Source organism: Streptomyces iconiensis (assembly GCF_028657195.3).
GTDB classification, from domain to species: domain Bacteria; phylum Actinomycetota; class Actinomycetes; order Streptomycetales; family Streptomycetaceae; genus Streptomyces; species Streptomyces iconiensis.
In genome coordinates this window covers 184,542-208,154 of record NZ_JANCPR020000013.1, presented here as the reverse complement: position 1 = coordinate 208,154, position 23,613 = coordinate 184,542, and the positions used below count along the sequence as shown (strand labels likewise).

At 71.6% G+C, this 23,613-nt stretch carries 19 protein-coding genes; 8 read left to right on the top strand and 11 right to left on the bottom strand.

Annotation, left to right across the window (positions count from 1 at the left end):
* Positions 1–1,025 precede the first annotated feature (1,025 nt).
* Positions 1,026–2,141, bottom strand: coding sequence for a PucR family transcriptional regulator (locus tag NMN56_RS15760; RefSeq protein WP_274043883.1), 1,116 nt, complete (start codon positions 2,139–2,141; stop codon positions 1,026–1,028).
* Between the two features lie 230 nt (positions 2,142–2,371).
* Between NMN56_RS15760 and nhaA the strand changes: the two genes are divergently transcribed.
* On the top strand, positions 2,372–3,742 hold the full coding sequence (gene nhaA, locus NMN56_RS15755; RefSeq protein WP_274043882.1) for a Na+/H+ antiporter NhaA: 1,371 nt from the start codon (positions 2,372–2,374) through the stop codon (positions 3,740–3,742).
* Positions 3,743–3,949: 207 nt separating this feature from the next.
* On the opposite strand, the gene NMN56_RS15750 is transcribed toward nhaA, so the two are convergent.
* Positions 3,950–5,257: a DUF5005 domain-containing protein gene (locus NMN56_RS15750; protein WP_274043881.1), complete on the bottom strand. Its 1,308-nt coding sequence runs from the start codon at positions 5,255–5,257 to the stop codon at positions 3,950–3,952.
* Positions 5,258–5,764: 507 nt separating this feature from the next.
* Between NMN56_RS15750 and NMN56_RS15745 the strand changes: the two genes are divergently transcribed.
* The 3 genes from NMN56_RS15745 to NMN56_RS15735 all read left to right on the top strand — a co-directional run bounded on the left by NMN56_RS15745 (position 5,765) and on the right by NMN56_RS15735 (position 8,714).
* Positions 5,765–6,229, top strand: coding sequence for a hypothetical protein (locus NMN56_RS15745; protein WP_280842786.1), 465 nt, complete (start codon positions 5,765–5,767; stop codon positions 6,227–6,229).
* Between the two features lie 74 nt (positions 6,230–6,303).
* Positions 6,304–8,100 (top strand): alpha/beta hydrolase, encoded by a 1,797-nt coding sequence (locus tag NMN56_RS15740; protein WP_283742487.1) that lies wholly within the window; start codon positions 6,304–6,306, stop codon positions 8,098–8,100.
* A 125-nt stretch (positions 8,101–8,225) separates the two neighbouring features.
* Complete coding sequence (locus tag NMN56_RS15735; protein ID WP_274043878.1) at positions 8,226–8,714, top strand: hypothetical protein; 489 nt, start codon at positions 8,226–8,228, stop codon at positions 8,712–8,714.
* Positions 8,715–8,914: 200 nt separating this feature from the next.
* Here the strand turns inward: NMN56_RS15735 and melA are convergent, their stop codons facing one another.
* The 5 genes from melA to NMN56_RS15710 all read right to left on the bottom strand — a co-directional run bounded on the left by melA (position 8,915) and on the right by NMN56_RS15710 (position 14,664).
* Positions 8,915–10,243, bottom strand: coding sequence for an alpha-glucosidase/alpha-galactosidase (gene melA, locus NMN56_RS15730; RefSeq protein WP_274043877.1), 1,329 nt, complete (start codon positions 10,241–10,243; stop codon positions 8,915–8,917).
* A complete protein-coding gene (locus NMN56_RS15725; protein WP_274043876.1) occupies positions 10,240–11,229 on the bottom strand; it encodes a carbohydrate kinase family protein in 990 nt (329 codons plus the stop codon). The genes melA and NMN56_RS15725 overlap by 4 nt, the downstream gene beginning before the upstream one ends.
* A 99-nt stretch (positions 11,230–11,328) precedes the next feature.
* The gene (locus NMN56_RS15720; protein WP_274043875.1) at positions 11,329–12,228 is read right to left on the bottom strand and encodes a carbohydrate ABC transporter permease; all 900 of its coding nucleotides are present in this window, start codon (positions 12,226–12,228) and stop codon (positions 11,329–11,331) included.
* The gene (locus NMN56_RS15715) at positions 12,225–13,310 is read right to left on the bottom strand and encodes a carbohydrate ABC transporter permease (RefSeq protein ID WP_274043874.1); all 1,086 of its coding nucleotides are present in this window, start codon (positions 13,308–13,310) and stop codon (positions 12,225–12,227) included. Before NMN56_RS15715 ends, NMN56_RS15720 begins: the two co-directional genes overlap by 4 nt.
* 19 nt (positions 13,311–13,329) lie before the next feature.
* Entirely contained in the window at positions 13,330–14,664 is a 1,335-nt protein-coding gene (locus NMN56_RS15710) for an ABC transporter substrate-binding protein (RefSeq protein WP_274043873.1), read from the bottom strand.
* A gap of 735 nt (positions 14,665–15,399) precedes the next feature.
* Between NMN56_RS15710 and NMN56_RS15705 the strand changes: the two genes are divergently transcribed.
* On the top strand, positions 15,400–15,615 hold the full coding sequence (locus NMN56_RS15705; protein ID WP_274043872.1) for a hypothetical protein: 216 nt from the start codon (positions 15,400–15,402) through the stop codon (positions 15,613–15,615).
* Positions 15,616–15,719: 104 nt separating this feature from the next.
* On the top strand, positions 15,720–16,997 hold the full coding sequence (locus NMN56_RS15700) for a DUF1266 domain-containing protein (protein WP_274043871.1): 1,278 nt from the start codon (positions 15,720–15,722) through the stop codon (positions 16,995–16,997).
* Between the two features lie 149 nt (positions 16,998–17,146).
* Here the strand turns inward: NMN56_RS15700 and NMN56_RS15695 are convergent, their stop codons facing one another.
* From NMN56_RS15695 to NMN56_RS15680, 4 genes are all read right to left on the bottom strand, one after another.
* Positions 17,147–18,250 carry an iron-siderophore ABC transporter substrate-binding protein gene (locus tag NMN56_RS15695; RefSeq protein WP_274043870.1) on the bottom strand — a complete coding sequence of 368 codons (1,104 nt, stop codon included), beginning with the start codon at positions 18,248–18,250 and terminating at the stop codon, positions 17,147–17,149.
* A 21-nt stretch (positions 18,251–18,271) separates the two neighbouring features.
* The gene (locus NMN56_RS15690; RefSeq protein ID WP_274043869.1) at positions 18,272–19,096 is read right to left on the bottom strand and encodes an ABC transporter ATP-binding protein; all 825 of its coding nucleotides are present in this window, start codon (positions 19,094–19,096) and stop codon (positions 18,272–18,274) included.
* Positions 19,097–19,162: 66 nt separating this feature from the next.
* A complete protein-coding gene (locus NMN56_RS15685; protein ID WP_430542586.1) occupies positions 19,163–20,236 on the bottom strand; it encodes a FecCD family ABC transporter permease in 1,074 nt (357 codons plus the stop codon).
* Positions 20,233–21,258 (bottom strand): FecCD family ABC transporter permease, encoded by a 1,026-nt coding sequence (locus NMN56_RS15680; RefSeq protein WP_274043991.1) that lies wholly within the window; start codon positions 21,256–21,258, stop codon positions 20,233–20,235. The genes NMN56_RS15685 and NMN56_RS15680 overlap by 4 nt, the downstream gene beginning before the upstream one ends.
* Positions 21,259–21,555: 297 nt before the next feature.
* Here NMN56_RS15680 and NMN56_RS15675 point away from each other — a divergent pair, with 297 nt between their 5' ends.
* The gene (locus NMN56_RS15675; protein WP_274043868.1) at positions 21,556–22,104 is read left to right on the top strand and encodes an MSMEG_1061 family FMN-dependent PPOX-type flavoprotein; all 549 of its coding nucleotides are present in this window, start codon (positions 21,556–21,558) and stop codon (positions 22,102–22,104) included.
* 34 nt (positions 22,105–22,138) lie between these two features.
* Positions 22,139–23,512 carry a hypothetical protein gene (locus tag NMN56_RS15670; protein ID WP_274043867.1) on the top strand — a complete coding sequence of 458 codons (1,374 nt, stop codon included), beginning with the start codon at positions 22,139–22,141 and terminating at the stop codon, positions 23,510–23,512.
* The last annotated feature ends 101 nt before the right edge of the window (positions 23,513–23,613 follow it).

The window sequence follows — 23,613 nt, the reverse complement described above, 5'->3', positions numbered from 1 at the left end:
CCTCGCGGACCCCGTCAGGGGGTTGCGAAAGCGTGACGATGAGGCAACGGGCGCTGTTTCAGGCCGCCTTGACCGCGCGCAACGGGTCCGGGGCGGCAGGTCCTTGCCGGACAACCCGGTGAAGCCCCGGCCGGACCGGCCTCGACGCCCTTCGCGAGCGCGCCTGTCGGGCACGCGTCGGCCAGCAGCAGCCGCCCTCCTGGGCACGGTACGCGGTGGATCCCAGCGAACGCCTCGCGCCGCGCGTCCCGGGGAATGCGGTGCGGCACGAAGATGACCGCCGGGCGCAGCCGGGACCCACTTTCCCGGCGGGCCGCCAACCCCCGCCGCACTGCGTGCGGTTCGCCGGTGACCCAGCAACTCGCTTTCGCCGCAGGCCACTTGAGGAGAAGAGAGGCCGACCGGTACGGGAGGTGTGCGTACGGGAACGGCCGCGTGTCTCATAGCGGCCCGTGTGCACCATCGGATTCCGGCAACCGGCACCAGGGCGCGTACCGTCCGATCCCGGCAACGTGTACCGCGCCGTGCCCGGTGCCGGCCGGCCGTGTTGTGAGGCGAAGCCGATGCCTTCACCCCCGTTGAAGGCATCGGCTCCCGCCGCGTACGACCTGTGTCACCTGCGAAGACGACACGCGTTCACGCGGCCGGCGGTGGAACGGGCCCGTAGGCCGGGCACTCCTCCGTCGCCGGACACCGTCACGCCCGTGCGGTGTGCACTCACCTTGACATCCGGAGAGGGCGGGACACACTGCCAGAACCCGGCAATCCTTACGCCGCGTTTACGTCCTGCTCGGGGTGCAACCGCGGCCGGTTCCCGCTCCCTGCCACATCTGTGCCACGCGCGTGCAACATCCGTGTGCGACGACGCACGTTCCGCCGCACCGACACACGCCTCCTCGCCGGGCACGCGTCATCGCCATACCGACACACGCCTCGTCGCCGGGCACGCGTCATCGCCGTACCGACACACGCCTCGTCGCCGTACCGGCACAACGCTCGTCGCCTGCCGGCGAACGCTCCCCGCGCTACAGCCCGTTCTCCGGCCACCCCAGCAGCCGGGCCCCGAGTTCCGCGGTCTCCAGCGAGAAGCGCTGGAGCGCGTTGCCCGGGTCGTAGCCGGTCAGTGCCTTGATCCGTTCCAGTCGGTAGGAGAGGGTGCGTACGCTCACGCCGAGTCTGCGTGCCGCCTCAGCGTTGACATAGCCGGCGGCGGCGCACTCCTCGATCGTCTTCAGCAGCGGCACTGCCCCGCCCCTGGCCCGCGCCAGCGGGCCCAGCACGGTGCGCACCAGTTCGGAGATCGCCTCACCGTCCCGCAGCAGTACGGGGAAGACCAGCATCTTCTCGGCGCTCAGCCGCACCTCGCGCAGGCCGATCCGGTCGGCGAACGTGAGCGCCTCGACGGCCTCCTCGTAACTGCGCACCACCCCGCCCGCACCCGCGTGCTCCCGCCCGAAGGCGATCCGGTGCGCCGCTGGGCAGCCGGGCCCTGGGTCCTCGGCCAGCCGCGCGAACGCCTCCAGCACCGCGCTGTCGCCGCTCGCCGCGATGCACACCAGCCGCCCCTCCTTGGTGGAGAGCAGCACGTCGTGCTTGCCGAACCTGCCCAGCAGCTCGCGCTCGATACGCCGTACGGCAGGGTGCACGTCGTCGTACGCCTCCACCGTCGCCGCGACCGCCACCGCGTGCCGGTCGGCCAGGTGCAGGCCGAACCGCTGGGCACGTTCGGCGAGGCGGCCCACGTCGCTGCGCCCGTAGAGGAGGTCGTCGATGAACTCGCGGCGCTCCCCCTCCTCCTGCCGTACGGCCAGCCGCTGCGCGCGCTCGTGCCCCTCGCCCAGCGCGGCGACGGCCGCCTCGACGGCGCCGAGCACCGCGTCACCTGTGCGGACGTGCCCGGTGGGTCCGCCGGCGCGTGCGGCGTTCAGCACACCGGGCAGGGCGCCCCACAGCCGCCGGGTCTCGGCGAGGTAGAGGCCGACGAGGTCCTGGAGACCGTGTCCGCGCTCGGCGGCGCGCTCACCCAGTTCGCGGAACGCGTCCAGCTCAGCGCGGCGCGGCAGCCTGCCGGTGTCCGAGACCTCCGAGAGCAGTACCGGGTAGTCACCCAGAAAGGCACTGGGTATGGGCTCGCGTTTCACGTAGCGGTCTCTCCCTGATCCCCGTTGTCCCCCCGCCGGCTCCATGGCCGGGCAGCAGGGGGGTCAGCGTAGGTGAGCCGTCCCCCTCTTGCGCGCGCGAGGGTTTCTGCGAGTACGGTGTCAGAGAGGCGTCAAGATCACGACATGGGCGTCACAGGTGTGCCGGGAAGTCTGGTCGGCGGTGCGGGAACCCCCGCATTCACGACCGTACCCAACAGCGGAGACTTCCCATGACGCCGCAAGGCAGCCCCCTCTTTTCCCGCCCTTCCCCCCGGGAGCGGCGGCTGCTGACCGACGCGCTCAGAACCGAGACCGTCGGCGGCATGGTGCTGCTGGTCGCCGCCGTCGTGGCGCTCCTGTGGGCGAACACCCCGCTCAGCGGCGTCTACGAGGCGGTGCGCTCCTTCCACTTCGGTATCCCGCAGCTCGGCCTGGACCTGTCCGTCGAGCACTGGGCCTCCGACGGCATCCTGACGATCTTCTTCTTCGTCGCCGGTATCGAGCTGAAGCGCGAACTGACGGTCGGGGAGCTGCGCAAACCGGCCGCAGCCGCACTGCCCATGGTCGCCGCCGTGTGCGGCATGGCCGTGCCCGCGCTGTTCTATGTCGCGGTCAACAGCGCGGGCGGCGGCCAGATGGACGGCTGGGCCGTGCCGATGGCCACCGACATCGCCTTCGCGCTCGGTGTGCTCGCCGTGATCGGCACCAACCTGCCGTCCGGCATCCGCGCCTTCCTCCTCACCCTCGCCATCGTCGACGACCTCGGCGCGATCCTCGTCATCGCCGTCTTCTACACCTCCACCCTCAACTGGGTGGCCTTCGGCGGCGCCGTCGCCGGACTCGTCCTCTTCCGGATCCTGCACGTCAACCTGCGCGTGCGCGCCTGGTACGTGTACGTGCCGCTCGCGCTGGTGATCTGGGGCCTCACCTACAACAGCGGGGTGCACGCCACCGTCGCGGGCGTCGCCATGGGCCTGATCCTGCGCGTCGCGCCGGACAACCCCGACGACCCGGACAGTTCCTCGCCGGCCGAGCGCGTCGAGCACCGCGTACGGCCCCTCTCGGCCGGCTTCGCCGTACCGGTCTTCGCGCTGTTCGCGGCGGGGGTGGCGGTCTCGGGCTCGGCGCTGGCCGAGACATTCAGGCAACCGGAGGCCCTGGGCGTCATGCTGGGGCTGTTCGTCGGCAAGTTCGTGGGCGTCTTCGGCGGTACGTACCTGGCGGCACGCTTCACCCGCGCCCGGCTCAGCTCCGACCTGTCCTGGCCCGACATCGCCGGGGTCGCGATGCTGGCGGGCATCGGCTTCACCGTCTCCCTGCTCGTCACGGAACTGGCCTTCACCGACGCCACCGTCACCGAGCACACCAAGGCCGCCGTGCTGATCGGCTCCCTGGTCGCCGCCGTCCTCGCGTGCGTACTGCTGAAGGCCCGCGACGCGAAATACCGCGCGCTGTGTGAGGAGGAGACCCGCGACGAGGACGCCGACGGCGTGGCCGACATCGACCAGGACCCGGACCCGGTCACCCGCCCGACGGAGGCGGCACGCAGGTCAGCTGCCGAGAGGTCCGGTGGAGGGGACGCTCCCCCGGAGCGTCCCTGACCGGCCCCACCGACCGGCTCCACCGACCGGCCGCACCAACGGCCGCCGCGCGACTTCCCGCCGCGACGCGGCAACGCGGCAATGCCGCAACGCCGCGCAACCGCACCGGACGGAGTCCGGCGGCATGGGCGACGGCGGACGCCGACCACACCGCGGCCGGCACACGGCGGACGCCCCAACCCGCGAGAGGCACGGCGGCACGGCGACTCAGCCGGAGCCCGTCACGGGCCCCGTGACGAGCCGCAGGAAGCGGGGCCGGTAGTACGCGACGTCCTGGTGGATCACCGCGGGTGAGTTCATGACGTTCACGTCGTAACTCAGCAGCAGCTCGCCTCCGCCTCCGCCGCCGCCGAACTCCGCGTGGGCCTGCGGGTTGTACGGCACGGCGCCCGCCTGTTCGCCGCCCGGCGGCAACGGCGGCTTGGCGGCATCGGTGGGGCCGTGCCAGGGGCCCGTCGGCTCGCACGACCAGTACGACACCACGTCCGTTATGCCGCCACCGTCCGAGGCGCCCGCGTCCATCGTCAGCAGCAGCCAGGTGTCGCCTCTGCGTACGACGGTGTAGGTGCCGGTGGCGCCGCGCTGTTCGGTTTCGCCGACGAGTATCGGTACGGACTGCGCCGGGTCGCCCTGCCAGTCCGTGCCCTTGGCGCCCGCACTGGCCCTGCCGCTCTTGTTCGCGGGGCCGCCCCAGTACTCCCAGGCATCCGGATCGTTCAGCTTTCCCTCGGGCGCCCGCGCGACGTGGGCCCGCGACGCCTTGCCGCTCACGCTGCCCTCGTCGGCCCCGAACACATAGGTCCAGCCGTCCTCGCTGATCGCGGACGTGCCGTACAGCGGACGCCGTTCGACGTCCGTGTGCCGCGGCTCGTAGACGGTCTTGATGTCCTCCAGCTCCAGGTCGGGCAGCGAGAGCGTGGCGACCTCGCTCGCGCGCGGTACCCCGAAGATCCACGGCGCCGTGCCCGCCTCGCGCTGCCACAGCAGCACCCGTACGACCTTCTCGGCCGCGCCCGGCGTACGGGGCTCGACCACCGCCTGCACGGGCCAGCGCCACACCTCGCGCCCGTCACCCGCCGCCGTACCGGGGAAGAGCGCCGCGGGCCGGGTCTCGCTGCCGCCGAGCAGCGTGCGCGAGAACTTCCCGTCCCCGGACATCACCAGGCCCGAGTTGCGCACCCATACGGGGTTGGGCTTACGGCTCTTGCCGCCGTAGACCTCGTCCAGGAACGTGTCGGCCGACATCCACAGCGTCCGCCCGTCCGGCAGCCGCACCGAGCGGGTGCCGTCGCCGCCCGTCCAGTCGTCCAGGCGCGCGTTGTCGTTGCCGTAGCGGGCCAGCTCCGAGGTCATCGCATCGTCCGGCTTCCACCCGGTGACCCGTACGCCACCGCACCCGCTCGCCTTGCCGTTGCCCGGGGCCGACAACAGCACCGCCAGCAGCACCAGCGCTGCCAGCAGCCCGAACCCCGCGGTACGCCGCGTACTCCTGGACGGCCTGGGAGGCTGCTTCATCAGCACACAGGCTAGGCGCCGCGAGCCCCCTGACCCAGACCACCACGACAGCAATTCCCGCCCCGCACAGCTCTCTTGCCTCTCTTGACACCACGCGTACCGCCGTCCACTCGGGGGACGGCGGGCTCGTCGGGCGGGTTGGTGAGGCGGCCCCGTCGGGCGGGCTCGTTGGCGGTCGGACCAGGTGGTCGTCCCCCGGCTTCATGTGCCGAGGCGCGCTCGGCGACGTACGCGCGCACGCCGTGGGGCCGGTTCAGCGTCCCCGTAAGCAACGTTCAGCGGGGGGAAGCCGAGCGGCCTGCGGCGACAGAGGCACGCACCTGGCCCCGTCCCCTCGCTGATCCCGTATCCATGCCTCTTGCATCCATGTCCCTTTCGCGCCCCCGCGAGGAGGGGAAGAGCGACTACAGTTCGCCCGGCGACCTCGGCTTGAACATGCCGGGGTCCACTCATGAGTACGCGGGCGCCCAGGGACGCGGGAGCGCGGCAAATAGCAGGGGGACCGCCATGGAACACAATCGCTCCGGCATCTACGACGTCATCGGGGCGCCCGGTCCCCCACAGGACCGGACCGGTCTCCATCTGGCCTCGGCGGGAGAAGGCGAAGACGCCCCATGGGGCGGCGGTGGCGTCAAGTCCGACCAGAAGAGCTGGAACAGCGCTTCGCACAGCGTGAGGTCCCTCAAAGGCGCCATCGGCAAGTCGCGCTCCGAGATGCACGAACCAGGCAAGGCCCTGGGCGCGGACGATTTCGAGTGTGGCCGCGTCTTCGGCGACCTGCACACCTCGTGGGACGACTACCTCAGCAAAGTCAACGGACGCTGCGCCACACTCGCCGACCGGTTGAGCAAGGCAGGCAGCGAGCACCACAAGAACGACGAGGAACGCAAGGCCGATTTCGACCGGCTCAACGACAAGTACCAGGACACCAAGGGCCTTGGCCCGAAAGGTACCGGGGAGGGCGCGCGGTGAGGTACGAAACCCTCGCAGCCCTCAAGCCCGCCGACCTGGACAAGGTCATCGACGGCTACCGTGCCGCGTCCAGCATGGGGAGTCACGCGAAGGACAAGCTCAACGACGGGGTCGCCCCCAAGATGCGCGAAAGCCTCGACGGTGACGCCGTCAAAGCCGCCACGGGCCAGGTGGGCAAGCTCTCGGAGAATTTCCACTACACCCAGGTGCGGTGCGGACTGGTACGCGCCAATGTCCAGCTCCTCAAAGAAGCCTTGGAAGAGGCGAAGAGGATGCTCAAGAAGGCTCTCCAGAGCGCCGATACCGAGGGCTTCGAGGTCAACCCGGACGGGTCGGTCAGTTATCCGCCTGCGGGTGAGAAGGGCGACGGCGGCAAGGTCCCCGAAGGCGGCACCGTCACCGGCACCGTGGCCAGATCCTCCGGCAAGGCCATCGACCCCGGCCGGGACGCGAGCAACAACGCGGACGCTCTGAAGCGCCAGGCCCAGGCGTTCTCGGGCAACCCGAACGCGACGAAGGCTCAGGCGATAGCCGACGACATCGCCGCCGCCGTCAAGACCGCCACCACGGCGGACGAGACCTACGCGCCCGTCCTGCGCGGGCTCAAGGCAGACGACGACCTGAACGTCTCAGATGCCGACTGGGCCGACACCAAGAGGGACACCACGGCGTCCCGGAAGGCAGCGGACAAGGTCGGCGCCGACCTGCCGGCCATGCCGGAAGACGGAAACCCCAAAGACAGCAAAGCCTGGTGGGACGGCCTCAGCCGGGACGACAAGGACAGCTACATCGCCCTGCACCCCAGCGCCGTCGGTGCCATGGACGGCCTGCCGGCCGAGGTACGCGACGAAGCGAACCGCATGAAGCTGGCCGAGGCCCACGGCACCACCCAGACCGAACTGGCCGGCATCAAAGCCAAAGAGCCTGAGAAGTTCACCCGCGTCGGCGCCATCTGGACCACGAGCGGCGAGTGGCGGGAGTGGAACGAGAAGTACGGCGACCGCGTGAAGGCTCTTGAAGGCAGACGCAAGGGGATGGACGCGGTCCAGGCGCGTTTCGACAAGACCGGCAAGAAGGGGCTCCCTCAGGCGTACTTGCTGGGCTTCGACTCGAAGGGTGAGGGAGACGGCAAAGTCATCCTTGCCAACGGAAATCCCGACGAGGCCAAACACACGGTCGTACACGTCCCCGGCACCAGCACGAACCTGAAAGGCATCGGCGGAACCCTCGACAGCATGGACGGACTCTGGGCAGCCAGCCACAAAGCGGAGCCCAACGCGTCGGTGTCCACCATCACGTGGTTCGACTACGACGCACCCGACGACATTCCCCAGTACGTTCCCAACACCGGCAACACCGGCCAGTGGGCCGAGGATGGGGCGCCCACCTTGCAGAAGTTCATGGAAGGTACCGAAGTGTCCCAGGGCGGAGCTGACGCCAGTCACACCACCGTTTCGGGCCACTCCTACGGCAGCACCGTCGTCGGCCAGGCAACCAAGGAGCATGGTGGCCTGCCGACCGATGACATCATCGTCGAAGGCAGTCCGGGAATGCAGGTCAAGCACGCAAGAGACCTGGGGATCGGGGCCGACCATGTGTGGTCTGTCGCCGCACCCTCCGTGGACGATGTCGCCGTTCGCGAAGGCGGACGGATGATGGGGCTCGGTGAAGACGGCAAGATCCCCAATGACCCGCCCTTCGGTGCTAACCGCCTGGACCCCGGCGACCACGCGTCGGCCCTTTCGGGCCACGGCAGCTACTGGGACGAATCAGGCGGCGAACCGTCCAAGGGCCTGAACAGCATGGCGAATGTGGTGGTCGGCCACTATGACAATGTCGATGTGCTGCCGCGCATCATGGAGAACCAGTGACACGGACATCGAAAAGCCCCGCACGGCGAGCGGCACTGTGGGCCGTGCCCATCGCGAGCATCGCCGTCCTGGCCACAGTGTGGATAACGATGAGTGAGACGGGATCGCACCCAGGCTCAGCGAGCATGAGCCAACAGCAGGACAGCGCAAAGGACATGCTCGGCTACGAGCCTGAAGTGCGAGCGGTGCCCAAGACGGAAGGGGAGGTCAACGGCATCTCCAGCCGTGTACTGGACTGGATGGGCGTGCACGGCAAGGTGACCGAGCCCAGTGCGGCTGCTCATGCGTGCCAAAAGGTTGACCCTGACTTTGAGACGTACTACGTGGTCAACCATCCATGGAGCGTCTACGAGTTGAAGAAGGGCACCTTCTCCAAGGGGATGGACAACCTCCGTAAACTCCTCCCCGAGAAGGGCTGGAAGATCACCAAGGACGGCCCCATGGACACGAAGGCGGGCTCCCCGGAGATCATCGCCGTCCAGCCCGACTCACACCACACCCTCACCCTCCAGTGGCTCAACTCCGGCAAGCCAGGTCGAACGGAGCTGATCAGCGTGGACGTCGACTCCCGCTGCTACAGAGCCCCGAAGGGCACGGACCTGAACCGCGCCTGAACTCTGGCCCAGCTCCGCGTCACCGCCACCGCCGCCCCCATGCACCGCACCCCGCGACCCCCGGGCCCGCGCCGCCGCACGCAGACCGGTCCACGTCGCCTACATGGACCGGCCCGCGCCGCCCGTACGCGGAGCCCTCCCATACGGAGAGCCCGCCGTACGGGAGGCCCGGCGCAGGCGCGCGGGCCCCGTGTCAGCTGTCAGCTGCCCAGCAGGGTGCGCAGTTCCGGCTGGAGGCGGTCTCCGTGTGCCGTGACCATGGCGTCGCACAGCTCCCAGATGCGTTCCACGGGGAGCGCAGCCGCGGTGGCGGGGTCGGTCATGGCGGCCTGGCGGATGCGGATCGGGGCGTCCTCCAGTGCTGCCCGGACCACGAGGTCGGTGGTGCTCAGGTATGTGCGGTTGAGTGCGGCGAGCTGCGGCGGCAGGGCGCCGGCGCGGGTGGGCCGTACGCCGGAGGCGTCCACGAGGCAGGGGACTTCGACGGTGCCGTCGGCGGGCAGGTTGTCGATGAGGCCGTGGTTGGGGACGTTGCCGTAGACGGTGCGCGGGGTGCCGGTGACGACGCTGTGGATGATCTGCGGCGCGTACTCCATGGTGCCCTCGACCTGGAGGGGACGCCCGTCCGCGAGCGCGTCACGGGTGCTCTCGTACTCGGCGACGTTCTCGTCCACGATGTCGAGGTAGGCGCCGACGGGCAGGCGGAGCCGCTCGATCTCGCTGTCGTGGTGCAGGTACCACGGCACGTACTCCGAGGAGTGCTCGCTCGTCTCCGTCGGGTAGAAGCCGAGCCTCCGGTACATGTCCACGCGGGTCCTGCGGCGCAGCTGTTCGTCCTTCTCGATGAGCGCGTCCAGCCGGGGGTAGAGGTCGGTGCCGCCGTGCGTGAACTCCAGTACCCACGCCTGGTGGTTGACGCCGGCAGCGCGGTATGTGACCTCCTCGTACGGCACCCCGACCAGTTCTGCCAGGCCGTCCATCGTCCAGTGGACCGAGTGGCACAGGCCGACCACCCGGGTCAGTCCCGTCGCCTGGGCGAGGTACTGGACGTTCATGGCCATGGGGTTGGTGTAGTTGAGCAGCCACGCCTTCGGGCAGACCTCGGCGATGTCCTCGCCCAGCTCCTTGAGCAGCGGGAAGGTGCGCAGTGCGCGGAAGATGCCGCCGATGCCGAGGGTGTCACCGATGGTCTGCCGCAGCCCGAAGGACGCGGGCACCTCGAAGTCGGTGCGGGTCGCCTCGCGCATGCCGACCTGGACGATGTTGATGACGAAGTCGGCGCCCTCCAGCGCCGTACGGCGGTCGGCGTGCGCGGTGATGCGGGGGCTCGCGTCCCGGACGCCGGCGATGTGCCGGGCCGCGCCCTCGGCCGTCTTCAGGCGTTCCGGGTCGATGTCGTGCAGGGATATGTGGGCCTGGCGCAGTTCGGGGAAGGCGAAGAGGTCGGCGAGCAGGCCCTGGGTGAAGACGACGCTGCCCGCGCCGACGAAGGCGACCTTGGGGGTGTGGCTGACGGTACTCGTGGTCATGAGGCGTTCTTTCGGTCGGTGGTGACAGGGGAGGCCATGTGCTGTCGGGCTTCCTCCCAGGTGGGCTGGGCCGGTGTGCCGCCGTGCGCGCGGGTGGACAACGTGCCGCACGCCGCGGCCAGTTCGAGGGCCTCGGGCAGGCCGAGCCCGGCCAGGGTCGCCGCGACGAACCCGGCGTCGAAGCTGTCGCCCGCGCCGACCGTGTCGCGCGGCGTGACGCCCCCGGCGGCACGGGGCCTGGTCGTCAGCAGGGTGTGCCCGTCGTGTGCGAGGGCTCCTTCGGCCCCGTTCTTGACGACGGTGACGGGGCCGCGCGCCGCCAGCAGCGCCGCCGCCTCGGCCGGCGATCCGCTGCCGGGGCCCGCGAGCGCGACGGCCTCGGCGGCGTTGGGCAACAGGTGGTCGGTGACGGCGAGTACGGCCGCCAGGCCCTCGGGGTCCCAGCGGCCTTCCGGGTCGTCGTTGGTGTCCAGCGACGTGGTGGCGCCGTGCCCCCGCGCGGTGCGCAGCAGCGCGGGCAGCGCGCCGGCGAGCCGTGGCATGAGGAAGTACGAGGCGGCGTGCACGTGCCGGGCCGCTGCCAGCAGCCGGGGCGGCACGTCGTCGGCCGTGGTGGCGGCCAGGGTGCCGGGGCTGGTGAGGATCGCGCGGTCGCCGCCGGTCCCGGGTCCGCCGGTCACGACGACGGTGAGCGGCGTCGGCAGGCCGGGGTCGACGTGCACGGCTGAGGTGTCGACGCCCCGTTCGGCCAGGGCCTCGCGCACGTAGCGCCCGGCGTCGTCGTCACCGACGCGCCCGGCGAGCGCGACCCGCAGGCCGAGCCGGGCGGCGCCGCAGGCCATGATCGCGGCGGAGCCGCCGAGAGTCAGCGCGCCGGAGCCGACGAGCTGTTCGCGCTGCCCGAAGGCGAGCGGCGCGTCCAGCGGGCCGACGACGACATCGGGGTTGGCATCGCCGATGACGAGCAGGTCGAGGCTGTGGGACATGGGTCCTTCCCTGAGAGGGGGCGGGTGTCGGGGCGTACAGAGTCGGGGCGTACCGGAGTCAGGAGGTGCGAGGAGGCGTACGGGCACGTGGGCTTCGGATCAGCCCTTCAGGCCGGTGGAGGTGAGGGAGCGGATGAACGACTTCTGCGCGCCGAGGAAGGCCAGCAGCACCGGCAGCACCGTGATCACGTTTCCGGCCATGACGGCCGACCAGCGGGTGTGGTGCTGGCCCTGGAAGGTGGTGAGGCCGAGCTGAAGCGTGTACTGGGTGTCGTGGTTGAGGGCGATCAGCGGCCAGGTGAGGTCGTTCCACGTGGTCAGGAACGTGAGCACGGCGACGGTGCTCAGCGCGGGCCTGGACAGCGGCAGCACGATCGTGAAGAGCACCCGCAGCCGCGAGCAGCCGTCGAGCCAGGCCGCCTCCTCCAGCTCCCTGGGCAGCGAGAGGAAGAACTGCCGCAGCAGGAACACCGCGAACGGCGTGACCAGAGAGGGCACGATCAGCGCACCGAGGGTGTCGATGAGCCCCAGCCGCTTCATCATCAGGAACGTGGGGATCATCGTGAGCTGGAACGGGATCGCCATCGTCGCCAGCATCAGCACGAGCAGCGCCCGCGAGCCGCCGAACCGCATCCGCGCGAACGCGTATCCGCCCAGCGCGCCGAAGAGCAGGTTGGAGGTGACGGCGACGGCCGAGACGATCAGCGAGTTGAGGAACCAGCGCGGGAACATCGCGTTGCCCAGCACGTACTTGTACCCGCCCAGGTCGATGCCCGAGGGCCACAGCGCCGGAGGGAAGCGGTTGATCTCCGCGTTGCTCATCACCGAACTCAGCAGCAGCCACACCAGCGGCAGCGCGAACAGCAGTGCCAGTGGCGCGAGCAGCAGATGCCAGCCGCTGAACGGCAGCGTGCGGCGCCGGCGGGGGGCCAAGGACGCGGCCACCGAGGTGGTTTCGCGCGGCGCCCCGGCCCGTGGGGTGCTGGAGGTGAGGGTCATCGTGCGGCTCCTTCCGTACGCGGCGCGGCGCCGGACGGCGTGCCCGGCTGCTCGGCGCGTGCCCCTTCGCGCCGTTCGGCGCGGCCCCTCACCACCCGCATCACGACGCCGACCAGGCACAGCGCGACGGCCAGCACATAGGCGGCGGCTGCTCCGTAGCCGGCGGTGAAGCTCTTGAACGCCTGCTCCCAGATGAAGTAGACGATCACGGTGGTGGAGCCCAGCGGCCCGCCCTTGGTCGTGACGTAGACGAGGTCGAAGACCTGGAGCGACTGGATCGTCTGCCACAGCACCAGGAACACGCTGATCGGTGCCAGCGTCGGCAGGGTGACGTGCCGCAGCAGATGTCTGCGCCCGGCACCGTCCAGCCGGGCCGCCTCGATCAGCGACTGCGGTACGTCCTGGAGCGCGGCGAGGTAGACGACGACGCAGAACCCGGTGCCGCTCCACAGCGTGATGCCGACCAGCACCAGCAGTGCCTGCCCCGGATCGGTGAGGAAGCCCTGGGTGGACAGGCCCAGCCTGCTCAGCAGCGAGTTGGCCGCGCCGAACTCGGGGTCGAGGATGAAGGAGAACAGCACGCCCTGCGCCGTCGCCGACACCACGAACGGGACGAAGATCAGCGTGCGGTAGAGGCCGACGAGCCGGATGCGCCGGTTCAGCGCGAGGGCCAGCACCAGGCCGCCGACGAGGCTGAGCGGTACGTACAGCACCGTGTAGAGCAGCGTGTTGCGTACGGCCTGGCCGAAGTGCGGGTCGGCCTCCAGCGCGCGGTAGTTGTCGAGACCGACCCAACGGCTGGGCGTGACCAGGTCGTTGGCCTGGAACGACAGCAGCAGCGACCAGATCACGGGCAGCACGCTCAGCCCGAGGATGATCAGCACGGCGGGTGAGATGAAGGCCCACGCCGTGACCGACTCGCGGCGGCGGCCGGCGCGCAGCGCACGCCGCCCGGCGTCCCGACGGGCCATCGTGTCCGCCGCGTCCGCCGCGGCCTCTGTGGCCCCACGCTGATCGGGGTCCTTGCCGCGACGGCCGCCGGGCGGCTCCGCCACCGTGAACGGAGCGGGGAGTTGTGGCATCAGTGCTCCTCAGCGGGGATCAACGGGGGATCAGCAGGGCGGCATTGGCCTCGTAGGCACAGGCGCGCAACGCGGCCTGCGGGCTGCTCCTGCCGAGCAGTACGGAGGTGAGGGCCCGGCCCAGTGCCTGCGAGACCTGCGGATAGGCGGGATGCACCGGGCGCACCTTGGCGCTCTCCAGCGCCTTGGTGAAGACGTCGAGGCCCTCGGCCTCCTGTGCCCGCCGCTGCCAGCGGGGCAGCGCCTGCGCCTGTCTGCTCAGCGGCAGGCTGCCCGCCTCCACGTCCCAGCGCACGTCCTGCGACGGGCGCGCGAGCCAGTCGACGAACGTACGGGCCGCCTCGACGCGCGCGGCGCCGTTGTCGAAGACGGTCCAGGTGTCGGGCCCCGAGATCGTCATGGGCCGCCCGCTGAAGGTCGGCATGGGCGCCACGTGGTAATCGACCTTGGCCTGCCTGATGTCGGGGAGCTGCCACGGCCCGGTGACCGCCATGCCCATGCGCCCCGACAGGAACACCTGGTACATCTGCTCGCTGCCCGGCTTCGGGTCGATGTAGACGCTCTTGTCCTTGGCCAGCGCCTCCACGACCTCCAGGGCCCGTACGCCCTGCCGCGTGAAGCCGATGCCGCGCCCGTCCGCACCGACGACCTCGCCGCCCAGGTCCCAGATCATCGGCCACAGGCGCCACACGGCGTCCTCGTCCCCGGTCCCCGGCCAGCACGTTCCGAACCGCCCGGCGCGCTTGTCCGTCAGCTTCTTCGCCGTGTCGATGAAGTCGTGCCACCGCCATCCGGCACGCGGCAGGGGCACGCCGGCGTCGGCGAAGACCTTCTTGTTGCAGACCACGGCCAGCGAGTCCAGCAGCGCGGGCGCCGCGCGGATACGGCCGTTGACGGTGACGGCCTCGCGGGCGGGTGCCCAGTAGTTCTTCCACGGCGTACGCGCCGAACCGACCACGCCGCCCAGATCGACGACCTGCGGGCTGCGCGCGACGTTGGCCAGGTCCGAGCCGAAGACGTAGGCGATGTCCGGGTACGTACCGGAAGCGAGCGCCGCCGTCAGCTTCTGGAGCATCGCGTCGGCGAGCACCCCGCCCGCCAGGTCGACGCGGATGCGCGGGTGGGTGCGCTGGAAGTCGGCCACGAGCCGCTGCAACGCGGCCCGCGCGATGTCGGCCTGGCCGTGCCACATCTCGATGGTGACCCGCCCGTCGGCTCCGACGCCGTCGTCCTTCGCCACGCCGCAGCCGGGTACGGCGGCCCCGGCGGCCGTCGCCAGCGCCAGCGCGCCACCGGCGCGCAGCACCCGGCGGCGCGAGCGCCGCGGAACATGGGCACGTTGGGGTACGGCCATCTGTACCTCCGTGGGGATGTAGGGAAGAGGGCCCGCCGCACGGTCAGCGCCCGCGGGGGAGGGCGGGAGCTGACCGGGGCGGGAGCGCGGGGGAACGGGCAGTGAAGGAAGCCGGCGGGCGGAAGCCGGCGGGATGCGGGGCGCGGGCTGGACGCCGGGACGCGGACCACGGGCGGGGTGGGGTCCGGGGTCGGGCCGGGGGTGCGGACCGGGGTGCGTGCCGGGGAGGGTGCCCGGCGTGGGCCCTGCCCGCCGACGCGGGGGCCTGGCGGGGGTGTTCGCCCGGCCCGCCGGTCTCACGGCGGGCGGTTCCGCACGTGCTACGCCGCGGGGAGGCCCGGCCGGTCCACCGCATGCGCGGCGCCGGGGTTCTCGTAGGGATGTCCGTACTGGTACCGACTGTCGGATGCCATCGCCGACTCCATGAGCTGGAGGGCACGTCCCCGCCTCGGGCCCGGCGAGGACCCTGGCGACTCAGTCCGGGCTCGCGGCGCAGCGCCGCACACCGGCTGGGCGTACCTCTGACGCCGCGTATACGACTGCGACGTGCATCGGAGTAAACCCACCGCCGCACCCCCTGTCAAGAGTTCACTCCTGCGCGAAAACCCTCTGAAACGCGCAACTTCGCGCACTCCGGGGCCTGTTCCCCGCCGTGCACCCCCCTGCCGTGCGGGGTGCGCGGGAACATACGATTTCCTGGCCCGGGGCCGGTGCAGCGGAGGGGAACGACACATCGTGGGGACGTGGCAGCGCGGGGGACGCAGGGGCGGCAGACGGCTGCCCGTACCTCCACCGAACCCTTACGGAGCGCATCCGGGCGCCGGTTGGGCTCCCCCGCCCTCCGCTCCTGCGCGGCGGCGGCTGACGACGGGGCGGCTGATCACGGCGGCCGTCATCACCGTTCTGGCGCTCGCGTATGTGGTCGCCCCCCTGATCTCCGCGCTGAGCTGAGCCGGGGGCCGCCCGGTGCGGTCGGGCAGAGAGCAAGAGCGCGCGGACGGCAGGGGATCGGCGCGCTGACGGAGACGCCGAGCTGGCGCGAAGGGGTACGAGGAATGCGGAACGGGGCCGACGGCGCGGGGACAGCCGGGGCGGGCGGACCGGGTCGGCCGGGCGGACCGGGGGCTGCGGCGTGGACGCCACCGAGCGCGGTCGAACAGGCGCTGCTGGAGGCCAAGTCGCGCCTGGACTGGAGCGCCTACCTCGATGTACTGGCGGCGACCGAGCTGTACCACGCGGCGCCGCGCGGCTATCTGGACGCCAACCCGGGCACGGTGACGTTCACTCCCACCTGGCGGCCGGAGATCCAGGCGTACTGCGTCGCCGTCTTCACCGCGGGTCTGCTGCCCGCACCTGCGCCCGACCCGGTGTTCTTCCGGCACAGCCTGGGCTGGTTCGCCCGCGCGTGGGCGCCGGCCGACCCGCCGTGGCTGGCGGTCAACCCGGGCACACCGTGCGAGGCGTACTTCTACGCGGGGCCCGGCTACCGCGGGCACTGGGAGCAGCACCACGACCGCGGCCCGGGCGGCAGCAGCCCGCATACCCTGCGCACCCTGTGGATCGGCGGTCCGCGCACGGGGCGTGTGGCACACGGGCTCGCGTGCGGCGCGCTGCTGTGCGTGCACAACGGCTCGTTCTGGAACGCGATGGGCTGGCACGGCCAGGGCTATCCGGACGAGCGGCAGCGGCTGCGGCAGGCATGGGGGCTCACCTCGCGCGAGACCTGGCTGGAGTACCAGGAGGACCTGCTGCGCGCCGAGATGAGCAGCCCCGTATGGGAGTTCGCACTCCGCGTGCGCCGCGCGCTCGCCCGCGACTTCGGCGGGCATGTGGACGTGGGCCAGTGGCGTCGCGCCGTGGAACACGTGATGCGCGAGCGCACCGCCACCATCACCCTCACCCCGGAGGGCGTCACCAGGACCGAGGGGCCGACGGAGGAGGAGACGGACGCGCACGTGGAGGGGCTCAAGCGGCTGGTCGGGCGCATCACCCGTTACGAGTCACGCTTCCGTGCCGACGGGCTGCTGCCCGAGGGCGGGTTCGTGACCTCCGTCGCCTCCTGGGACTACGGGCGCGCTTCGAAGATGGCCCGCTGGGGGCTGGGCGCCCGCTACTGCACCCTGGAGGAGGCGGAGAACGCGGTGGTACGCGCGGGGCGCGCAGCCGCCGAGGACTACCGCTCCTGGGAGGAGTTCTCGGTCGGCTACGTCCTCGGGCGCTGTCTGCACTTCGACGACGAGGAGTTCGGCAGCTGGTACCAGGACATGCTGACCGCGCACCGCGTGCTCACGACGGAGCCCGACAGTCCCTGGCTCACGATCCCCTTCCGCTGAACGCGCTGAACGGGCGCCGGGCGCCTGCCCGTTCCCCGGCCCGGCTCAGGGGCTCATCGGCTCCCGGCCCCCGTGTTCCGGTCCCCGGCGGACGTGCTCCTTGAGCGGCTTCCTTAGCGGCTATCTGAGCGGCTTCCTGAGCGCGTCCGCTACTTCTTGAGCGCGTCGGCGAACACCGGGACGACCTTCTTGAGCGCGTAGGAGACCGACAGCACGGAGTCCGTGGCGAAGGCCGAACTGACGCCGTCGGGGCCGAAGACGACGGAGCGGCCGTCCTTGACCGAGGGGACGGCCTGGAAGAGGGGGTCGCTCTCGACCTTCTTCGCGCTGACGCCGATGGGCGCGACGACGGTGAGGTCGGCGTCGAAGATGCCGAGGTTCTCGCGCGAGACGGGGACGGAGAACGCCTTGCCCGCCTTGGCCTCGACCTTGGGGTTGTTCTTGAACCCGAGGCGCTCGACGAAGTCCGTACGGCCGGTGCCGTGCACATAGGCGCCGTAGTCGCCCGCGGTGCGGGAGCCGAGGGTGATGGTCTTGTTCTTGAACTCGGGGTGCTTCTTGGCCGCAGCGGCGAACTCCGCCTCGGTCTTGGCGATCAGCTTCTTGCCCTGCTGCTCGCGGCCGAGTGCCTGGGCGACCATCCGGGTCTGCTTCTCCCAGGAGACCTTGTACTGGTCCCCGCCCTTGGGCACGCCCACGGTGGGAGCGATCTTCTTGAGCGTCTCGTAACGGGTCTTGGCGCCGCTGGACTTGGTGTCCAGGATCAGGTCGGGCTGGAGCGAGGCGATCTTCTCGTACTCGGGTTCCAGGGTGCCGATCTTCTGCGGGCTCTTCTTGTACATGCCCTTGGCCCAGGGGCCGACGCCGTCACCGCCGAAGGCGAGCCAGTCGCTCTGTCCGACGGGCTGGACGCCGAGAGCGAGCGCGGTCTCCGCGTCGCCCCAGCCGAGTGCGACGACGCGCTTGGGCTTCTCGGGGATGGTGACGTTCCCGAACTTCGTGGCGACCTTGGCGGGGAACCCGGCGCCCGCCTCGCCGCCGGAGTCCGCCCCCCCGGATTCCGAGCCGCCGCATGCCGTGAGCCCGGCGACCAGGGCCGCGAGAACGGCGCCCGAGACGGCCAGGCGTGGCCAGGTGCGGGCGCGGGTGCGGTGGCGGCCCGGGTCCACAGGACCGGCGGAGGAGGCGGGGTCAGCAGAGGAGGCAGGGTCGGCGGAAGACGCGGGGTCGGCGGGGAACGCAGAGGCTCTCATGGTCCTTAGGTTAGCCTCACCTCAGTTACGCGGAACAGGCGGTTCCGTCCGCACGTGGTGGCGCCCTATCGGAACGACCATCGGCGTCCCCGAAGCGGGGTCCTCGACTATCGAGCAGCGCATCCCGAACACCTCGGACATCAGCTCCTCCGTCACCACCTCCGACGGCTTGCCCTCAGCGACGATCCGCCCGTCCCGCATCACCACGAGATGGTCGGCGTAACGGCAGGCGAGGTTCAGGTCGTGCAGCACCATTACGATCGTGGTGCCGTCGGCGTGGTTCAGATCGGTCAACAGGTCCAGCACATCGAGTTGGTGACTCACGTCGAGGAACGTCGTCGGCTCGTCCAGCAGCAGGATGTCCGTGCCCTGCGCGAGTGCCATCGCGATCCAGACGCGCTGCCGCTGGCCACCGGACAGCTCGTCGACGGGCCGCGCCGCCAGCTCCAGCACGTCCGTGGCCAGCAGGGCGCCGGCGACGGCCTCGTCGTCCTCGGCGGTCCACCGGCGGAACCAGCCCTGGTGCGGATAGCGCCCCCGGCCCACCAGGTCGCTCACCGTGATGCCCTCCGGGGCGACCGGGCTCTGCGGGAGGATGCCCAGCACGGCGGCGACCTCCTTGGTCGGCGTCTCGGCGACGCTGCGCCCGTCCAGGTGCACGGCGCCCGAGGACGGGGCCAGCAGCCGGGCCATCGCGCGCAGAAGCGTCGACTTGCCGCACGCGTTGGGCCCCACGACGACGGTCACCGCGCCCTGCGGCACCTCCAGGCTCAGCCCGGAGACGATGTCACGCCCGCCGTATCCCAGCCGTACGTCCCTGGCCTCCAGGGTGTGCCGTTCGCTCATTGCCGCCTGTCCTTCCCGCACTTCGCTGCCCGCCGGTCTCGCGCACGCACCGCTGTCCACCGCGCCTCAGCCACCCCGGCCCACCCGGTTCGTACGCGCGAGCAGCCACAGCAGATACGGGGCGCCGATCACGCTCGTCACCACGCCCACCGGGTACTGCGTCTGCCCCAGCAGGTGCTGGGCAACGAAGTCGGCGACGAGCACGATCAACGAGCCCGTCAGCGCCGCGGGCAGCAGCGCGGGGCCCCGCGCCGGCATCAGCCGGCGGGCGATGGGCGCGGCGACGAAGGCGACAAAGGCGACGGGCCCAGCGGCGGCCGTCGCCACCCCGGCGAGCGCCACCGCGCACCCCATCAGCCCGAGCCGCGCCCACTGCACATGCGCGCCGAGCCCGGTGGCCGTCTCGTCGCCCAGCTCCAGCGGGCGCAGCGTCCGCGCGACCAGCAGCGTGGTGGGCATGAGCACGGCCACCGCGACGACCAGCGGCAAGACCTCGGACCACGTCCGTTCGTTGAGGCTGCCGACGAGCCAGACCAGCGCCTGCTGCGCCTCGGCGACCTTGGCGCGCGTCATCAGATACGAGATGAAGCTGGTGAGTACGGCGCCGACGCCGATGCCGACGAGCACCAGCCGGTATCCGGTGACGCCCCTGCGCCACGCGAGCGCGTAGATGAGCGCGGCCCCCAGCAGCGCCCCGCCCAGCGCGCTCGCCGAGAGCGCGTAACCGGAGAGCCCGAAGATCATGGTGCCTACGACGGCTGCCGCACTGGCGCCCGAACTGATGCCGATCACATCGGGGCTGGCCAGCGGGTTGCGCAGCATCGTCTGGAAGACGGCGCCCGACATCCCGAACGCGGCGCCCACCAGCAGCCCGGTCAGCGCGCGCGGGATGCGCAGGTCGAACAGGACGAACCGCGTCCCACCGTTGCCGCCTCCGGCGAGGGTGGCGAAGAGGTCGGGCAGCGGAACGACGACGTCCCCGTAGGACAGCGCACCGCACAGCGCGGCGAGTACCGCCGCCGCCAGCCCCAGGGTGACGGCCGTACCGCGCACGCGCAGGGAACGGCGGACGCGCACGACCTCGCGTACGGCGTCCTCGGCGCTGACGGGCGCGGCCGTCGCCCCGCGTCCGGCCGTCACAGCTCGGCCAGCCGTCGGCGGCGGACGAGGATGATGAAGGGCACGGCCCCGATGGCGGCCGTGACGACGCCGACCTGGACCTCGCCAGGAGGCGCGATGACGCGGCCCACGATGTCGGCGAGGAGCAGCAGTACGGGCGCGAGTACGGCGCTGTAGGGCAGGATCCAGCGGTAGTCGGGGCCCGTGAGCAGGCGCGCGGCGTGCGGTACGACCAGGCCGACGAAGCCGATGGGCCCGGCGACAGCCGTCGCTCCCCCGCACAGCAGCACCACGGCGACGGCCGCAGCGATACGGGCGAGGCCGACGCGCTGGCCGAGGCCGCGTGCGAGGTCGTCGCCCAGCGAGAGCGCGTTCAGGTGCGGCCCGAGGAGCAGCGCGAAGAGGGCGCCGACCACGATGAAGGGACCGACCTGCCACAGCACGTCCGTACCGCGCGCGGTGAGGGCGCCCACCTGCCAGAAGCGGAACTGGTCGAAGGTCTTGTTGTCGGTGAGCAGGATGGCCGACGTGAACGAGCCGAGCAGTGCGCTCATGGCGGCCCCGGCGAGGGCGAGCTTCACGGGGGTTGCGCCCTCGCGGCCGAGCGCACCGACCCCGTAGACGACGACGGCGGCGACGAGGGCGCCGAGGAAGCCGAACCATACGAACTGCGCGGGGGCCGACAGCCCCAGCACGCTGATGGCGAGGACGACGGCCACGGAGGCACCGGCGTTGACGCCGAGGATGCCGGGGTCGGCGAGCGGGTTGCGCGCAACGCCCTGCATCACGGCCCCCGCGAGCCCGAGCGCGACCCCGGCCAGCAGCCCCGTGACGGTGCGCGGTATCCGGACCTCCTGGACGATGAGCTGGCCCTTGTCGGACAGGTCGGGCGAGAAGAGCCCGTGCAGCACATCGGCGGCCGACACGTCCCCGGTACCGACCACGAGGCTGGCCCATACGCTCAGCACGAGCGCGCACAGCGCCAATGGCAGGCCGAGCAGCAGCGCTCCACGGCGCACGGGGGAGCCGCCGGGCCGCATCATTCCGGTCCGTCCGGTTCCGGTGTGCCCGGTGTCCGACCGGGACGGGGCCCTGCGGTCGGGGTCCTGCGGGCCGGGTTGGGGGCACCTCCCGGCCGAAGGCTGGGGGAAGGCCACGGCGTCTCGCATCTGCCCCTCCTCGCATGTTCCGGTGTCCGCGCGTGCTCCGCACAGGGCCGCTCGCGGGGGCGCGAGGAGCTTGTTGGACCTTCAAGTAAGGTGACCCTAACAGGGACATCAGCCCGCCTCGTCGCCGCCCGGAGGCTGTGCGCGAGCGGGCGCCGAGTTGGGAGCCACCACTTGTCGAACGCCGCGCCCGCCGCCATACCCGACGCCGCCGACCGTTCCGGTTTCGTCGAGGTCGACTCCCACGAGGCGCTGCGGGAGATCCTCGGCCGGCCGCACCAGTTGGTGATCGACAAGGTCAGGCAGCGGCTGGTGGCCGAGGACGTGGAGATGCTGGCCCACTCCCCCTTCTGCCTCGTCTCCACCTCCGACGCGCACGGCAACTGCGACGCCTCGCCGCGCGGAGGCTCCCCCGGCTTCACGCACGTACTCGACTCCGGGACCCTCGCGCTGCCCGACCGCCCGGGCAACAGGCGGGGCGACAGCTTCCGCAACGTCCTCGACAACCCGCACGTCGGCCTCCTCCATCTCGTCCCCGGCAGCACCGACGTCCTCCGCGTCAACGGCAGGGCACGCGTCCTGCGTGACGCGCCGTTCTTCGAGGAGATGAAGGTCAAGGGGCAGCGCCCCCAGCTCGCGCTGCTCGTCGAGATCGACGAGGTCTACCGCCACTGCCCCCAGTCCCTGCGCCGCGCCTCCCTCTGGAACCCTGAGACGTGGTGAAACGGCGCCGACGTGCGTAACGGGGGACGAGCACATGGTGGGCACGGTCCGGAGCGGCCAGCCGGGCGAGCGTGAACTCGCGTACGGAGTACGGGAGTTGCTCCGCGCCGAGCTGGCGGGCAGGGAACTGGCCGCGCGCACCGCGCTGCTCGTGGGTGTGTGCGCGGGCGCCGGATTCGTCGCCTCGGGGATCTACGACCATGTGCACGCCGGCCGTCCCGACGGTACGAGCGCGAAGCTCTCCCTGGTGATCGGCGCCGCCACCGTCGCCGCCGCGTGCGCCCTGCTGGTGCTGCTGGGGCTCAGAAGCCGGGACAGACAGCGGCGGCTGGCGGCGTACGGCGGTCCCGGCAACGCCGACCAGCGCGCTCTGCGCGGGCTGCGCGCCGCCTGGATCTCCCTCTCCACGCTGGCACTCGCCCTCGCGTTCCTCTTCCTCGCCGCCGGACTCGTCGAGGCGTCCAAGACCGACCCCTACGAGGAACCCGACCCCACCCTCTACGGCACCTTCCTGCTGTGGGCCGCCGTACTGACCGCCGCCGGCTGTACGGGGATGCGGAAGGCCCGCCGCAACAGGCCGGGCACGGGCACCGGTTGGGCCCTCCGCGCCGGTGCCGTCGGCCCCGGCGCCATCCACCCCGGTGGGGACCGCCCCGGTGCCGCCCACCTGGGCAAGGGCGGCGGCGCGGCGCACCCGCGGCGGGTGGCGCCCGCCGATCCCCGGGCCGCGCTCTTCGGCGGCCTCGGCTCCGAGCCCGCGGCGCCGCACCGGCTCAGCACCCGGCTGAGCGCCCGGCTGCGTACCGTCTCGCGCGCACGCGCCGTCGTCCTCGCGGTGGCCGGGGCACTGCTCGGCTGTGGCCTCACGGGTGTGACGGCCTTCTCCGGCCGGGCCTTCGGCACGGGCGAGGGCCTCTTCTGGACGCTGACGGCGCTCACCGCGCTGTATCTCCTGGCCCTTCTGCTGGAGCTGGCGCACTACGGCCCGCGCCGCCGCTACCTCGTTCTCGTCGTCTTCACCGGGATCGCCCTGGTGGGCATCGCCTGGAGCGGGTTCTCCACCTCCGCGCTCCTGGACCGGGGCCGGTGGGTGACGGTGGAGGTGACCGAGGTGCGCCACCAGGCCAAGGGCGGCCCCCGCTGCGAGCTGCGCACACCCGGGGGGACCCCGGGAACGGACGGCGGCGGGCTCAGCCTCAGCCCGTGCGACGGCGCTGCCGAGGGCGACCGGATGCGGGTCTTCCACGACCCCGCTGGCGAGACCGACCCCCGGCGTTCCGAGCCGCTGGGCCTGACCGGCTTCTACGCGGCGTGGGGCACCGCGAGCGCCGTACTGGTCACCACCGCCACCCTCTGCGCGCTCCACGGCCACCGCCGGCGCGGCGAACTCGGCCTGAACAGGCTCTGACATGCGCCCCCTTGTGGCGAGGCAGCACCAACTCTCCCCGTAAAGGTGCGCACTTGGCAGTTGCGGACCTGCCGCGCCCCGGTTAAGAAACAGGCATCCGG

Bases quoted from the DNA above. Each gene is read 5' to 3' on its own strand.
- NMN56_RS15735 (WP_274043878.1), top strand. From the start codon at position 8,226: ATGAGCCAACAGCAGGACAGCGCAAAGGACATGCTCGGCTACGAGCCT.
- NMN56_RS15670 (WP_274043867.1), top strand. From the start codon at position 22,139: ATGGTGGGCACGGTCCGGAGCGGCCAGCCGGGCGAGCGTGAACTCGCG.
- NMN56_RS15720 (WP_274043875.1), bottom strand. From the start codon at position 12,228: ATGACCCTCACCTCCAGCACCCCACGGGCCGGGGCGCCGCGCGAAACC.
- NMN56_RS15690 (WP_274043869.1), bottom strand. From the start codon at position 19,096: ATGAGCGAACGGCACACCCTGGAGGCCAGGGACGTACGGCTGGGATAC.
- melA (WP_274043877.1), bottom strand. From the start codon at position 10,243: ATGACCACGAGTACCGTCAGCCACACCCCCAAGGTCGCCTTCGTCGGC.
- NMN56_RS15750 (WP_274043881.1), bottom strand. From the start codon at position 5,257: ATGAAGCAGCCTCCCAGGCCGTCCAGGAGTACGCGGCGTACCGCGGGG.
- NMN56_RS15715 (WP_274043874.1), bottom strand. From the start codon at position 13,310: ATGCCACAACTCCCCGCTCCGTTCACGGTGGCGGAGCCGCCCGGCGGC.
- NMN56_RS15710 (WP_274043873.1), bottom strand. From the start codon at position 14,664: ATGGCCGTACCCCAACGTGCCCATGTTCCGCGGCGCTCGCGCCGCCGG.
- NMN56_RS15700 (WP_274043871.1), top strand. From the start codon at position 15,720: ATGCGGAACGGGGCCGACGGCGCGGGGACAGCCGGGGCGGGCGGACCG.
- NMN56_RS15740 (WP_283742487.1), top strand. From the start codon at position 6,304: ATGGGGAGTCACGCGAAGGACAAGCTCAACGACGGGGTCGCCCCCAAG.
- NMN56_RS15745 (WP_280842786.1), top strand. From the start codon at position 5,765: ATGGAACACAATCGCTCCGGCATCTACGACGTCATCGGGGCGCCCGGT.
- NMN56_RS15680 (WP_274043991.1), bottom strand. From the start codon at position 21,258: ATGATGCGGCCCGGCGGCTCCCCCGTGCGCCGTGGAGCGCTGCTGCTC.
- NMN56_RS15695 (WP_274043870.1), bottom strand. From the start codon at position 18,250: ATGAGAGCCTCTGCGTTCCCCGCCGACCCCGCGTCTTCCGCCGACCCT.
- nhaA (WP_274043882.1), top strand. From the start codon at position 2,372: ATGACGCCGCAAGGCAGCCCCCTCTTTTCCCGCCCTTCCCCCCGGGAG.
- NMN56_RS15725 (WP_274043876.1), bottom strand. From the start codon at position 11,229: ATGTCCCACAGCCTCGACCTGCTCGTCATCGGCGATGCCAACCCCGAT.